Below are 14,105 nucleotides of genomic sequence, written 5' to 3' on the forward strand. Positions count from 1 at the left end.
GCCGCTCCCGCACCCCGGGAGCGGCCCCGCCGGCGGACCACCGCGCACGATCGGAACCCGCATGCCCCGCACCACCCGCACCACCCGCCTGGCCGGCGCGGCCGCCGTCGCCCTGGCCGCCGCCCTCACGCTGACCGCCTGCGGGTCCTCCGGCGGCGGCTCGACCGCCGCCAAGGTGACGCAGCAGAAGGACGCGACGCCGTACGAGGGCACCAAGCTCGCCAAGAACTTCGAGAAGCCGGACCTGACGCTGACCGACACCTCCGGCCAGCCCTTCGACCTGCGCCAGCGCACCAGCGGCAAGAGCCTGCTGCTGTTCTTCGGCTACACCAGCTGCCCGGACGTCTGCCCGACCACCATGGGCGACATCGGCGTCGCCATGAAGGGCCTCTCCCCCGAGGAGCGGCAGAAGATCGACGTCGTGTTCGTCTCCACCGACCCGCAGCGCGACACTCCCAAGGTGCTGCGCACCTGGCTCGACTCGATGGGCAGCGACTTCATAGGCCTCACCGGCGACCTGGAGAAGGTCAAGACCGCCGCCAGGTCGCTCGGCATCATGATCGAGGACCCGGTGGTCAACGCCGACGGCACCGTGACCTCCACCCACGGCGCGCAGGTGCTGGCCTTCCTCCCCTCGGACGACAAGGCGCACGTGCTGTACATGAGCGGCACCGAGGTGAAGACCTACCAGCACGACCTGCCGCTGCTCGCCAAGGGGGTCGCGGCATGACGATGCTCGGCTTCCGCCGGACGGCGCTCACCGGCGCGGTGCTGGCGACGGCCCTGGGCGGCGGCGCCTTCCTGGCCGCCTGCGGGGCGGGCGGCCAGGACGGTGCCGCCGGCGGGGCGGCCAGGCTGAGCGTCGCCGACTCCTACATCCCGCTGCCCCCGGCGGGCGGGATGGCGGCCGGCTACCTGACCGTGCGCAACGACGGCGGCGAGGACCAGCTGGTCAAGGTGACCAGCCCGGGCGCCGGATCGGTCACCATGCACCAGTCGACGGCGTCGACCATGGAGCAGGTCGACCGCCTGGACGTGCCCGCGCACGGGGCGCTGCAGTTCACCCGGGGCGGCACCCATCTCATGATCATGGGTTGGCAGAAGGCCCCGGCCCTCGGGGACGAGCTGGAGCTCGACCTGACCTTCGCCAAGTCCGGCACCATCTCCGTCAAGGTGCCGGTCAAGGAGCTCACCTACCGTCCCGGCCAGAGTTAGGGTCCGCCAGCATGGAGAAGGCCTCGCACCGCCGGATCGCAGCCCCGCGCACCGCCCCCCGCCGCATCGCCGGCCTGCTCGGCCTGCTCGGCGCGCTGTTCGCGCTGATGCTCGCCGGCGCCGTCCCGGCCTCCGCGCACGCCACCCTGGAGTCCACCGACCCGCACCAGAACTCGGTGCTCGCCACCGCCCCGCAGGCGGTCACGCTGACCTTCAGCGAGGGCGTGTCGCTCTCCGGCGACTCGGTCCGGGTGCTCGACCCGGCCGGCAAGGCGGTCGACACCGGCAACCCGGGGCACGCCGACGGCAGGACCGACACGGCCCGGGTCGGGCTCAACCCCGGCCTCGCCAACGGCACGTACACGGTGGCCTGGCGGGCCGTCTCGGAGGACTCCCACCCCGTCGGCGGCGCGTTCACCTTCTCCATCGGCGCGCCCTCGGACACCTCGGTGTCCGCCACCGCGCTCCAGGGCGCCAAGGCGGACGACGTGGTCGCTGCGCTGTACGGCACCGGGCGCACCGTCGCGTACGTCGCGTTCGCACTGCTCGCCGGCGCCGCCGCGTTCACGCTGATCTGCTGGCCCGCCGGGGTGGCCCGGCGGGCGGTGCAGCGGCTGCTGATGACCGGCTGGGTGGCGCTGCTGGTGTCCACCGTCGCGGTGCTGATGCTGCGCGGGCCGTACGAGCGCGGCTCGGGGATCGGGCAGGCCCTCGACCTGTCGCTGGTGCGCACCACGCTGGACGAGCGGATCGGCACCGCGCTGGCCGCCCGGCTGCTGCTGCTCGCGGCGAGCGGGGTGTTCCTGTCGCTGCTGGTCGGCCAGTTGGGGCAGCCGGGGCCGGAGGGCGAGGACGAGCACGGCGACGGAGGCGACGACTCGAGCGCCGGGGCCCCCGGGGCCGCCGAGAACGCCGAGGCCGCCGAACTGCGCGAGCTGGAGCGGCGCGCCGCCCGGCGCCCGCAGCGGGAGGCCAGGATCGGGCTCGGCGTCGGCGGGCTGGTGCTGGCGGTCGCCCTCGCGGCGACCTGGGTCGGCGCGGACCACGCCTCGGTGGGCATCCAGGTCTGGCTGGCGCTGCCGCTCGGCCTGCTGCACCTGATCGCGATGGCGTTCTGGCTGGGCGGCCTCGCCTCGCTGCTGGTCGCGCTGCGCGAGGGCGTCGGCGCGGAGGTCGTCGACCGCTTCTCCAAGATCGCGTTCGGCTCGGTCGCGGTGCTCGTCGTCACCGGCGTCTACCAGTCCTGGCGCGGCCTCGGCAGCTGGGGCGCACTGACCGGCACCGAGTACGGGCGGCTGCTGCTGGTGAAGACCGGCTGCGTGGTCGCGATGCTCGGCGTCGCCTGGATCTCCCGCTCCTGGCTGGCCCGGCTGCGCTCGGCCCCGGTCGAGGCCGCCGAGGTCGAACCGGCCGAACTGCCGGAGCCGGTGGCCGTCGCGGCGCACTCCGAGGACCCGGTCCGCCGGGCCCAGCTGGAGCGCCAGCGGGCCGCCGTGGCGAGCGCCGGCCGGGCGCGCGGCCTGACCCCGACCCGGGCCGGGCTGCGCCGCTCGGTGCTGGTCGAGGCGGCGGTCGCGGTGGCCGTGCTGGTGGTCACCACGATGCTCACCAACTCCCCGCCCGGGCGGGTCGCGGGCGAGGTCCGGGCCGGGGGCGCCGCGGCGCCGGCGGCCGGCGAGGCCGCTCCCGCGCAGACCCAGCCGGGCCGCACCGTGGAGCTCAAGCTCCCGTACGACACCAAGGGCCGCACCCCGAACGCCAAGGGCACCGCGACGGTGACCGTCAACCCGGCGGGGACCGGCTCGAACGAGGTGAAGCTCGCGCTGGACGGCGCCGACGGCAAGCCGGTGGACGTCCCCGAGGTGCAGCTCGCCTTCACCCTGCCGGACCGCGACCTCGGCCCGCTGCCCGTGCCGCTGACCCCCGAGGGCACCGGCCGCTGGAGCGGCACCGCGCAGCTGCCGCTGGCCGGGGAGTGGGTGGTGTCGGTGCAGATCCGCTCCTCCGACATCGACCAGACCACCCCGACGAAGTCCCTGAAGATCGGCTGAGCATGACCGACAGCACCACCGGCAGCACCACCGGCAGCGCCACCGCACGGACCGGCTTCACCCGGCGCGCCCTGCTCGGCACCGCCGGCGCGGGGCTGGTCGTCGGCGCCGGCGCCGGGGTCGCCGGGGCCGTGGCCCTGGAGCGCCCGGCCGCCGGCGGCGGGCCGGGCGGCGGCCCGGCGCTCGGCGCGGCCCGGGTCCCGTTCTTCGGCGAGCACCAGGCCGGCATCCTCGAACCGCAGCAGGCCCGGGTCCAGCTCGCCGCCTTCGACCTGGCCGACGGCGCCGGGCGGGACGGGCTGCGCGGCCTGCTCCGGCGCTGGTCGCGCACGGCGGCCCGGCTGACCGCCGGGGAGCCGGCCGAGGAGTTCGAGAACCAGATCGCGCTGGACGCCGGCCCCTGCTCGCTGACGCTCACCTTCGGCTTCGGGGCCGCCCTGTTCGACAAGGCCGGGCTGGCCGACCACCGACCGGCCGCCCTCGAACCGCTGCCCGCCTTCCCCGGCGACGCGCTCGACCCGGCGCGCGGCGACGGCGACCTGTTCGTCCAGATCGGCGCCGACGACGCCCTCGTGGCCGTGCACGCCCTGCGGGTGCTCCAGCGCCAGGCGGCCGGGACGGCCTCGCTGCGCTGGCAGTGCGGCGGCTTCGCCCGCACCCCGGGCGCCACCCCGCACCCGATGACCGGCCGCAACCTGATGGGCCAGATCGACGGCAGCAACAATCCGAAGCCCGCCGACGACGGCTTCGCCGCCAAGGTGTTCGCCGCCGCCGGGGGCGACCAGCCGGCCTGGGCGGCCGGCGGCTCCTACCTGGTGTTCCGGCGGATCCGGATGCTGCTCGACCACTGGGAGGCGCTGCCGGTGGAGCGCCAGGAGCGGGTGATCGGGCGGCGCAAGTCGGACGGCGCGCCGCTCGGCACGCCCGCCGGGGCCGGGGAGCACGCCGCGGTGGACCTGTCCGCCCAGGACGGGGACGGCGCCCTGGCGATCCCCTCCGACGCGCACATCCGGGTCGCCGCACCGGCCTCCAACGGCGGCGCGGCCATGCTGCGGCGCGGATTCTCGTACCACGACGGCCTGTTGGCGGACGGTTCGCCGGACGCCGGACTGCTCTTCCTCGCCTTCCAGGCCGACCCGCGCAAGGGCTTCACCCCGGTGCAGCGCAAGCTGTCCCGCGGCGACGGCCTCTCCCGCTTCCTGCGGCACGAGGCGAGCGGCCTGTACGTCGTGCCGCCCGGCGCCCCGCAGGGCGGGTACGTGGGGCAGCAGCTGCTGGACGCCTGAACCCACCGCCCGCCGCCGGCGCCGGGCGGCGCGACCGCCGAACTGCTGGACGGCGGCGGCGGATCCCGCCCATCGGAACGCTTTCCTGGGCGGGGAACGGAGTGGCTATGGTGGCTACTTCGACCTGACGAGACGGAGACGGCATGTCGGCCACCCGCTACACCTACCTCGGCCCGGCGGGCACCTTCACCGAGGCGGCCCTGCGCACCCTGCCCGAGGCGGCGACCCGGGAGCTGGTGCCGCTGGCCTCGGTGCCGCTGGTGCTGGACGCGGTGCGCGGCGGCGAGGCCTCCGGCGCCTTCGTGCCGATCGAGAACTCCGTCGAGGGCGCCGTCACCGCGACCAGCGACGAACTCGCCTCCGGCACACCGCTCATGATCTACCGTGAGGTGCTGCTGCCGATCTCCTTCGCGCTGCTGGTGCGCCCCGGCACGGAGCTGTCGGAGGTCAAGACCGTCACCAGCCACCCGGTGGCCCAGCCGCAGGTGCGGCGCTGGATGGCGGCCAACCTGCCGGACGCGCGGTGGGAGGCGGCCGCGTCCAACGCGGACGGCGCCCGGCTGGTGGCCGAGGGCCGCTACGACGGCGCGTTCGCGGGCGAGTTCGCGGCGCCGATCTACGGGCTGGACCCGCTGGTCAAGGAGATCGCCGACGCGCAGAACGCGACCACCCGGTTCGTCCTGGTCGGCAAGCCGGGGCGGGTCTCGTCGCCGACCGGGGCGGACAAGACCTCGATGGTGGCCTGGCTGCCGGACGACCACCCCGGTGCGCTGCTGGAGCTGCTCCAGGAGTTCGCGGTGCGCGGGATCAACCTGATGCGGATCGAGTCCCGGCCGACCGGCGAGGGGCTGGGCAGCTACTGCTTCCTCATCGACTGCGAGGGCCACCTGTCCGAGCGGCGGGTGGGCGAGGCGCTGATGGGCCTCAAGCGGATCTGCCCGCAGGTGCGTTTCCTCGGCTCCTATCCCCGCGCCGACCGGCAGGAGTCCTCGCACCGGCGGCCCGGGACCTCGGACGAGGATTTCGCGGCGGCGGCCGACTGGCTCTCGCGCGCCCTCGACGGCCGCGGCGACATCTGAGCGCCACCCTTTGTCTTTCTGACCTTTTCCGACCGTTTTCGCCCGGACCCTCCGGGCGGGGCGGGTGACCGCACCCGTCGTCCACAGGCGCGTCCGGACCCGGAACCCGCTGTCCACAGGGCCACCCGCTATCCACAGCCGAAAGTTATCCACAGGCCTGGGGATGAGTCGACAAACCGGTATAGCCACTGCGCAGAACGGTCAGATCATCGGTTTGCTTCGCAGAGTTGACTAATCGGATCAGAGTCACCCGCCTGCCAGCAAATCACCCGTTCCAGTGCTTCAATTCCCTCGCCCGAGAAGGTCGAATGAGGTTTGAAACCTCAATTCCTTGGTTCGACCGCCCGGAGGGCTGCGTTCCACAAGGATCCACAGCCTCGGCCCCACGCCTGTGGATAACTCACGTCCGGCGGGTTCCCCACAGGAGTTATCCACAGGTGGAGGCGAGTTATCCCCAGGGGAAAACCGGTGCCGGTGGACGAGCCCCCGCCCGGTAGGCTTGGGCGCGTGATTGACCTTCGCCTGCTCCGTGAGGACCCTGACCGAGTGCGCGCCTCGCAGCGCGTCCGTGGCGAGGACGTCGACCTGGTCGACGCCCTCCTCTCCGCCGACGAGCGGCGCCGGTCCTCGGGCACCCGTTTCGACGAACTGCGCAGCGAGCAGCGACTGCTGGGCAAGCAGGTCGCCCAGGCCAAGGGCGACGAGAAGGCCGCCCTGCTGCAGCGCACCAAGGACCTGGCCGCCGAGGTCAAGGCCGCGGACGCCGAACAGGGCGCCGCCAAGGAGGAGGCCGACCGCCTGCTCCGCTCGCTGGCGAACCTCATCGACCCGGCCGCCCCGGTCGGCGGCGAGGAGGACTTCGTCACCCTGGAGGAGATCGGCACCCCGCGCGACTTCGCCGCCGAGGGCTTCGAGCCCCGCGACCACGTCGAGCTCGGCCAGATCCTGGGCGCGATCGACACCGAGCGCGGCGCCAAGGTCGCCGGCGCCCGCTCGTACTACCTGACCGGCGTCGGCGCGCTGCTGGAGCTCGCCCTGGTCAACATGGCCTTCGCGCAGGCCACCGCGGCCGGCTTCATCCCGATGATCACCCCGACCCTGGTCCGCCCGGCCGCCATGGACGGCACCGGCTTCCTGGGCCAGGCCGCCGAGAACGTGTACCACCTCAAGGAGGAGGACCGTTACCTCGTCGGCACCAGCGAGGTCCCGCTCGCGGCGTACCACATGGACGAGATCATCGAGGCCGAGAAGCTGCCGCTGCGCTACGCCGGCTACTCGTCCTGCTTCCGCCGCGAGGCCGGCACCTACGGCAAGGACACCCGCGGCATCATCCGCGTCCACCAGTTCGAGAAGGTGGAGATGTTCGTCTACACCACACCCGAGGACGCCGAGAACGAGCACCGCCGCCTGCTCCAGTGGGAGAAGGACTTCCTCAACGCGCTGGAGCTGCCCTACCGGGTGATCGACGTCGCCTCCGGCGACCTCGGCGCCTCGGCGGCCCGCAAGTTCGACATCGAGGCCTGGATCCCCACCCAGGGCAAGTACCGCGAGGTCACCTCGACCTCCAACACCACCGAGTACCAGTCCCGCCGACTGGCCATCCGGATGCGCGAGGAGGGCAAGACCCGCCCGCTCGCCACCCTGAACGGCACGCTGGTCGCCGTCCCGCGCACCATCGTGGCGATCCTGGAGAACCACCAGCAGGCCGACGGCTCGGTGGTCGTGCCGGAGGCGCTGCGGCCGTTCCTCGGTGGGCGCACCGTCCTCGAACCGGTCGCCAAGTAGCCCGCACCACCAGCAACTCCCGGGAGACGCACGGCCCATGAGCACCACCAGCCCCAGCCCCGTCTCCCTCGGCGACGACGCCCCGCGCGGTGGCGGCCTGCCCTTCCGGCTGGTCGCCACCGACCTCGACGGCACCCTGCTGACCGGCGAGGAGACCGTCTCCGCGCGCACCCGCGCCGCCCTGGCCACGGCCACCGGCGCGGGCGCGCTGCACATCGTCGTCACCGGCCGCTCCGCCGTCTGGGCCCGGCCGGTGTTCGACGAGATCGGCTACACCGGGATAGCGGTCTGCGGCCAGGGCGCCCAGGTCTACGACGCCGGCGCGCACAAGCTGCTCACCTCGCTCACCCTGGACCGCCGGCTCGCCGCGGTCGCCATCACCAAGATCGAGGCCGAGACCGGCCCGCTGGCGGTGGCCGCCAACCAGGACGGGCTGGACGGCCAGGTCCTCGCCGGGCCCGGCTACGAGCTGCTGATCGGCTCCGACCTGCCGGTGGTCCGGGTCGAGCGGGACGAACTGCTCACCACCCCGATCAGCAAGCTCTACATCCAGCACCCCGGCCTGACCGACGACGCCCTCGCCGAGGCCGCCCGCCGCGTCGCCGGGGACCTGGTCGGCGTCGTCATGGCCGGCGCCGGCGTGGTCGAGCTGCTGCCGCTCGGCCTGTCCAAGGCCACCGGGCTGGCCGTCGCCGCCCGTCGCCTCGGGGTGCGCGCCGCCGACACCATCGCCTTCGGCGACATGCCCAACGACGTGCCGATGTTCGGCTGGGCCGCGCACGGCGTCGCGATGGCCAACGCCCACGAGGAGCTCCTGGCCGTGGCCGACGAGGTCACCGCGAGCAACGACGAGGACGGCGTGGCCGTCGTCCTGGAGCGCCTCTACCCGGCCCGCTGAGCGGCCGGGGCCTTCCCCGTCCCGGACCCGTCGCCGAACCTTCACCCCCAGTTGTAGGATGACCGGGCAAGCGGTTGTAGGATGACCGACGACCGATGGTGAAGAGCAGCGGAGGGAGCACCGGCATGACCAGCGACGGCAACAGCCTGCAGGCGGCCGGACGGCGCTCCCTCGTGGACACCGCCATCGACCAGCTGCGCGAGCAACTCGCGGGCGGCGCCTGGCCGGTGGGTTCGAAGATCCCCACCGAGCACGAGCTCGCCGAGCGGCTGCAGGTCGGCCGCAACACCGTCCGGGAGGCGATCCGGGTGCTGGTGCACGCCGGCATGCTGGTCTCCCGGCAGGGCGAGGGCACCTTCGTCCGCAGCACCAGCGACCCGGCGGCCGTCCTGCGCGGCGTCCAGCGCTCGGGCATCCGGGACGTCCTGGAGGTCCGCGCGGCGCTGGAGACCGAGGGCGCGCGCCTGGCGGCCCTGCGGCACACCCCCGAGGACATCGCCCGGATGCGGGCCGCGCTGGCCCGCGAGGCCGAGGTGATCGCGGCGAGCCCGGAGCGGACCGGCCGCGAGGCCACCGTCGAGCACGACCTGGAGTTCCACACCGCCGTCGTCGAGGCCGCGCACAACCCCGCGCTGGCCGAGGTCTACCGCTACTTCGGCGCCTCGGTGCGCGAGTCGATGCGGACGGCCTTCGGCGACCACGACATGCCCGAGGTGGTCGTCGCCACCCACGCGGCCCTGGTGGACGCGATCGAGAGCGGCGACCCGGACCGCGCCGAGGCGGCGTGTCGGGCGCTGCTCGCCGAGCCGATCGCGGCCGTCGAGCAGCTCATCGCGGCCATCGCGGCCCGGAAGTAAGGCCGGGGGCAGGGCCCACTCGCCCTTCCGCCGTCCGCACCGTCTCTCACCCCCGAAAGAACAGCACCCCCATGGCCGTCACCCGTGCCCAGCAGCCGGTTGTCACCTCCTCCGCCCCGCTCCCCGTCCGGTCCCGGCTGGCCCACCCGGCCCTGCTGCTGACCGGCATCCTGCTGGTCGCGCTGAACATGCGCGCCTGCCTCGCGGCGATCTCCCCGATGGTCGGCGAGATCCAGCGCACCTTCGGGCTGTCCACGACCGCGAGCGGCCTGATCACCACCGTGCCGGTGCTGTTCCAGGGCGTCGGCGCGCCGCTCACCCCCCGGCTGACCCGGCGCTTCGGCACTGAGCGCGTCGTGCTCGGCGCGGTGCTGGTGCTCGGCGCGGGCGTGCTGCTGCGGGTGCTGCCCTCGGTGGTGGCGCTGTACGCGGGCTGCGTGGTCATCGGCGTGGCGATCGCGGTGCTGAACGTCTCCATGCCGGGCCTGGTCAAGCGGGAGTTCCCGGAGCGGGCGGCGGCGATGACCGGCGTCTACTCGACCACGATGCTGGTCGGCGCGACCCTCGCGGCCGGGCTCTCGGTGCCGCTGGAGCACGCGCTGGGCGGCGGTTGGGAGGCCTCGCTGGGCGCCTGGTCGGTGCTCGCGCTGGTGGCGGCGGTGGCCTGGCTGCCGCAGGTGCTGCGCTCGCGCGACGAGCGGGCGGCGGCCGGCGCGGCCCCGGCCGCCGGACGGGCCGGCGCGAGCAAGCCGATCGAGGGCATCTGGCGGTCCGGACTGGCCTGGCAGATCAGCTTGTTCATGGGCATCTCGTCGCTGCTGGTCTACACCCTGGTGGCGTGGATGCCGACCATCCTGGCCGAGCACGGGATGGACCGCGGCCAGGCCGGCCTGGTCTTCGCCTTCTCCAACCTGCTGCAGGTGGTCGGCGCCTTCCTGGTGCCGCTGATCGCCGGCCGGATGACCAGCCAGCGCGCCCTCGCGGTGGCCATGGCCGGGCTGAACGGCCTCGGCATCGCCGTGCTGCTGGTCGCGCCGGTGCCGGGTGCCTGGGTCGCGGCGGCGATCCTCGGTGTCGCGCAGGGCGGTTCGCTCGGCCTGGGCCTGGCGTTCATCGTGCTGCGGACCGGCAGCGCGGCCGGCGCCGCCCAGCTGGGCGGCATGTCCCAGGCGATCGGCTACCTCGTCGCGGCGGCCGGTCCGGTCGGCGCGGGTGCGCTGCACCAGCTGACCGGCGGGTGGAGCGCGACGCTCGCGCTGATGCTCGTCCTGGTCGCCGTGGTCGGCGCGGCCGGCTGGGGCGCGGGCCGCAACCGGACGCTCTGACCACCCGTTCGGACGTACGGGCCGGCCCCCGGCCGGCTCAGTCCTCGCCGGCCAGGGTCAGCCCGGCCAGCCGCACCGCGGCCAGCACGGTCGCGGCGACGGTGACCACCAGCAGCAGCGGCACGGCGACCCCGAAGGAGACGTCCGCGCCGATCGCGGTGTCCCCCGCCACCGTCTCGGCGACCGACCGGGCCCACTGCTGGACGCTCAGCGTGCGGGCGCCCGCGACGAAGTTGCCGACCAGCGACTCCCACACCAGCGCGTAGCCGAGTCCGGCGACCACCGCGTGCCGGGTGACGACGCCGAGCAGCAGGAAGATCGCGCTGTACGCGGCCCCCGCGACCAGCGCCGCGACGGTGTAGCCGAGCGTGACGCCGTCCTTCGTGCCGTACAGCATCAGGCCCGCGAGCATGGTCGGGACGGCGGCGAACACCCACGTGGTGCCGATCGCGACGAACAGCTTGGTGGTGACGATCTCCCAGCGCGGCAGCGGCTTGGCGAGCAGGTAGACGATCGAGCCGTCGTCGATCTCGGTGGCGATCACGCCGGTGCCGACGACCAGGCCGAGGATCGGCACCAGGGTGCCGAGGCCGAGCTGGCCGAGGATCTTGACGGTCAGGTCGTGCCCGTCCCCGCCGGACCCGCTCGCGAGCGCCGAGACGAGCAGCAGCAGGGCGGGGACCACCAGCAACAGGGCGCCGCGGCGGCGGCCCAGCAGGCCGCGCAGCGTCAGCCTGGCGACGGTCGGATTCATGGTCGGCCTTTCCCGATGGCGTGCTGAGGTCAGGCGGAGACGAGGTAGGAGAACACGCTCTCCAGCGACTCGTCCGCCGGGGCGACGGTGTACAGGGTGATGCCGGCCTGCCGGGCGACCCGGGGCAGCAGCGTCGTGAAGCCCTGGAAGTTCACCGCCTGGATCCGCAGGGCCCGTTCGCGCTCGTCCACCTCGATGCCCGCGGTGGAGCCGTCGGCGATCAGGGCGGCGGCCAGCCGGCGGTCGTCGCTGGAGCGGACCAGGTAGCGGTGCGGGCGGTCGGTCATCAGGCGGCGGATCCGGCGGAAGTCGCCCGAGGCGGCGTGCCGGCCGGCCACCACGACCTCGATGTGCCGGGCGAGCTGCTCGACCTCCTCCAGGATGTGCGAGGAGAACAGGACGGTCCGGCCGTCCGCGCCGAACCGGCGCAGCAGGTCCATCAGCTGGAGCCGCTGGCGCGGGTCCATGCCGTTGAACGGCTCGTCGAGCAGCAGCACGGCCGGGTCGTGGACGAGCGCGGAGGCCATCTTGACCCGCTGCTTCATGCCCTTGGAGTAGGTGCCGGTCCTGCGGTCCTGGGCGTACTCCATCTCGACCAGGCCGAGGGCGCGGCGGGCGGCGGCGCCCGGATCGGGCAGGCCGTGCAGCTCGGCGTTGGCCAGCACGAACTCCCAGCCGGTCAGGTAGTCGTACATCGACTCCCGCTCGGGGACCAGCCCGATCTTCCGGTACACCTCCTGGTTGCGCCAGATCGGCGAGCCGTCCAGGGTGACCGTGCCGGTGGAGGGCGAGAGGAAGCCGCTCATCATGTGGATGAGGGTGGACTTGCCCGCGCCGTTCGGGCCGAGCAGGCCGGTGATCCCCGGGCCGATGGCCATGCTGATGTCGTTGACGGCGACCACGTTGCCGAACCAGCGCGAGACCTTGTCGATGGTGATGGTGGCCATTGCGTGCCCCTCCTGGGCTCTGCGGTCGTCGGACGCCGCGGGTGGATCAGACGCTGCGGTAGCGGCGCAGCAGCAGCCCGTACGCCCCGGCCGCCATCCCGGCGGCGACGGCGAGGAACACGGCGGCGCCGAGCGCCCCGGGGGCGTGCATCCGGCCGACCGGGCCGCCGACGTCGAAGAGCTGGTTGGTCAGGCTCTCCACCAGGTCGTTCGGCGACAGCAGCGCGGCCCACTGGGCGGAGTCCGGGACGGTGACCTCGAAGCCGGTGCCGATCCGGGTCAGGATCGCCACGACCACCGAGCTGACCGCGAGGTAGCCCATGATCCCGGCCACCCCGAAGCCGCGGCGCGGGGTGGCGGCGGCGATCACCAGCGCGACCGAGGTCGGCACGAGCGCGTACAGCACGGCGGCCACCAGGCCGATCAGGAAGTGCTCGGTGTTGTGCGCGAAGTCCAGCCGGCCCAGCAGCGCGCCGACGTAGAGCACCACCAGGGGTGCCGCCATCAGCAGGAACTGGGCGCAGAACATCGCCGCGAACTTGGCCCGCACGTAGTCGCCGCGGGTGATCGGGCGGGAGAAGTACAGCGGGACGGTGTGGTACCTGAGGTCCCGGGAGAGGAGCACCGGCGTCTGCGAGGCCAGGAAGATCGAGACGATCAGACCGAAGGCCGACAGGTAGCGCGGGTAGTCCAGCGGCAGCTGCGCGGCGTTGGTGAACAGCGCGATCGCGACCATGATGACGGCGGGCACGGTGAGCACGCCGAGCACCAGCATCGGCAGCACCTTGGACTTGCCGGAGCGCCCGAGGCCGTACGCGGCGCGCAGGCTCTGGGTGAACAGCGAGCGGGTCGCGTAGGCCCGGCCGAGGCGGGGGCCGGCGTAGCCGCGGTAGCCGATGTCGTGGATGACGCCGGCGTCGGCGGGCCTGCTCTCAGGAGGCATCGTCCGGACCTCCCTTGGACTCGTCCGTGAAGAGTTCGGCGACCCGGTGCCGGCGCTGTTCCAGCCGGACCAGGCCGAGGCCGAGGTCCGCGACGGTGTCGCGGATGGTGTCGTAGGTGTCGTCGCCGGCCAGCCGGACGAGGAGCACGTGCGAGCCGTCCGGGGTGGCGGAAAGGCCCGCGGCGGTGAGGCGTTCGAGGACGGCGGCGCCGGGGTCGCGCACCAGGTCATCCGGGTGGTCGGTGACTTCGAGCGCGAGCAGGGCCGTCGCCTCGGTGAAGGAGGCGGTGGAGGAGGAGCGCAGCAGCTTGCCGCCGTCGATGACGACCAGGTGGTCGCAGGTGCGCTCCAGCTCGCCGAGCAGGTGGGTGGTGACCAGCACCGAGATGCCGAAGTCCCGGTGGACGCGGCGGATCAGTGCCAGCATCTCGTCCCGGCCGGCCGGGTCGAGGCCGTTGGTCGGCTCGTCCAGCAGCACCAGCTTCGGGTCGTGCACGAGTGCCTGGGCCAGCTTGACCCGCTGCTTCATGCCGGTCGAGTAGCCGCCCATCGGGCGGTAGCGCTCCTCGTACAGGCCGACGTGGCGGAGGGTGTCCGCCGTGCGCTCGCGGGCCGCGGCGGCGGGCAGTCCGGCCATCCGGGCCATGTGCACCACGAACTCGGTGGCCGACACGTCGGGCGGCAGGCAGTCGTGCTCCGGCATGTAGCCGACGCGCTCGCGGATCTCCGGGCCCTGGGTGGCGATGTCCAGGCCGAGGACCCGGCCGGTGCCGGAGGTCGCCGGGGCGAGCCCGAGCAGGATCTTGATGAGGGTGGACTTGCCCGCCCCGTTGGCGCCGACCAGGCCGACGACCCCCGGGTGCACCTCGACGGTGAGCCGGTCGAGCGCCGTTACCCGGGGGAACCTCTTGGAGAGGTCGTCCGTCTTGATGACAGGAGTGGACACGCCCCCAACGTAACGGGCC

13 protein-coding genes are annotated in these 14,105 nt (G+C 73.7%); 9 read left to right on the top strand and 4 right to left on the bottom strand.

Annotated features, from left to right (window positions below; genetic code table 11):
- The first annotated feature begins 61 nt into the window (after positions 1-61).
- The 9 genes from ACFXDE_RS37285 to ACFXDE_RS37325 all read left to right on the top strand — a co-directional run bounded on the left by ACFXDE_RS37285 (position 62) and on the right by ACFXDE_RS37325 (position 10,496).
- Positions 62-730 carry an SCO family protein gene (locus tag ACFXDE_RS37285; RefSeq protein ID WP_380498804.1) on the top strand — a complete coding sequence of 223 codons (669 nt, stop codon included), beginning with the start codon at positions 62-64 and terminating at the stop codon, positions 728-730.
- A complete protein-coding gene (locus ACFXDE_RS37290; RefSeq protein ID WP_380440752.1) occupies positions 727-1,215 on the top strand; it encodes a copper chaperone PCu(A)C in 489 nt (162 codons plus the stop codon). The genes ACFXDE_RS37285 and ACFXDE_RS37290 overlap by 4 nt, the downstream gene beginning before the upstream one ends.
- A gap of 11 nt (positions 1,216-1,226) precedes the next feature.
- A complete protein-coding gene (locus ACFXDE_RS37295; protein WP_380498805.1) occupies positions 1,227-3,266 on the top strand; it encodes a FixH family protein in 2,040 nt (679 codons plus the stop codon).
- Positions 3,267-3,268: 2 nt separating this feature from the next.
- Positions 3,269-4,552 carry an iron uptake transporter deferrochelatase/peroxidase subunit gene (efeB, locus tag ACFXDE_RS37300; protein WP_380498807.1) on the top strand — a complete coding sequence of 428 codons (1,284 nt, stop codon included), beginning with the start codon at positions 3,269-3,271 and terminating at the stop codon, positions 4,550-4,552.
- Positions 4,553-4,695: 143 nt separating this feature from the next.
- Positions 4,696-5,631 carry a prephenate dehydratase gene (gene pheA / locus ACFXDE_RS37305; RefSeq protein ID WP_380439588.1) on the top strand — a complete coding sequence of 312 codons (936 nt, stop codon included), beginning with the start codon at positions 4,696-4,698 and terminating at the stop codon, positions 5,629-5,631.
- Between the two features lie 507 nt (positions 5,632-6,138).
- Positions 6,139-7,416, top strand: coding sequence for a serine--tRNA ligase (serS, locus tag ACFXDE_RS37310; protein WP_359968686.1), 1,278 nt, complete (start codon positions 6,139-6,141; stop codon positions 7,414-7,416).
- A 37-nt stretch (positions 7,417-7,453) separates the two neighbouring features.
- Entirely contained in the window at positions 7,454-8,314 is an 861-nt protein-coding gene (locus ACFXDE_RS37315; protein WP_380498808.1) for an HAD family hydrolase, read from the top strand.
- 125 nt (positions 8,315-8,439) lie between these two features.
- Positions 8,440-9,171 (top strand): FadR/GntR family transcriptional regulator, encoded by a 732-nt coding sequence (locus tag ACFXDE_RS37320; RefSeq protein WP_380439592.1) that lies wholly within the window; start codon positions 8,440-8,442, stop codon positions 9,169-9,171.
- Between the two features lie 71 nt (positions 9,172-9,242).
- Positions 9,243-10,496 carry a CynX/NimT family MFS transporter gene (locus ACFXDE_RS37325; protein ID WP_380498809.1) on the top strand — a complete coding sequence of 418 codons (1,254 nt, stop codon included), beginning with the start codon at positions 9,243-9,245 and terminating at the stop codon, positions 10,494-10,496.
- A 37-nt stretch (positions 10,497-10,533) separates the two neighbouring features.
- On the opposite strand, the gene ACFXDE_RS37330 is transcribed toward ACFXDE_RS37325, so the two are convergent.
- The 4 genes from ACFXDE_RS37330 to ACFXDE_RS37345 are packed head-to-tail and all read right to left on the bottom strand — an operon-like array spanning position 10,534 to position 14,086.
- Complete coding sequence (locus ACFXDE_RS37330; RefSeq protein WP_380498810.1) at positions 10,534-11,250, bottom strand: ABC transporter permease; 717 nt, start codon at positions 11,248-11,250, stop codon at positions 10,534-10,536.
- Between the two features lie 29 nt (positions 11,251-11,279).
- The gene (locus tag ACFXDE_RS37335) at positions 11,280-12,197 is read right to left on the bottom strand and encodes an ABC transporter ATP-binding protein (protein WP_380439598.1); all 918 of its coding nucleotides are present in this window, start codon (positions 12,195-12,197) and stop codon (positions 11,280-11,282) included.
- 46 nt (positions 12,198-12,243) lie between these two features.
- A complete protein-coding gene (locus tag ACFXDE_RS37340) occupies positions 12,244-13,140 on the bottom strand; it encodes an ABC transporter permease (RefSeq protein ID WP_380498811.1) in 897 nt (298 codons plus the stop codon).
- The gene (locus tag ACFXDE_RS37345) at positions 13,130-14,086 is read right to left on the bottom strand and encodes an ABC transporter ATP-binding protein (protein WP_380439602.1); all 957 of its coding nucleotides are present in this window, start codon (positions 14,084-14,086) and stop codon (positions 13,130-13,132) included. Before ACFXDE_RS37345 ends, ACFXDE_RS37340 begins: the two co-directional genes overlap by 11 nt.
- Positions 14,087-14,105 lie beyond the last annotated feature (19 nt).

The organism is Kitasatospora sp. NPDC059408, from assembly GCF_042751525.1.
Taxonomy (GTDB): Bacteria; Actinomycetota; Actinomycetes; order Streptomycetales; family Streptomycetaceae; genus Kitasatospora.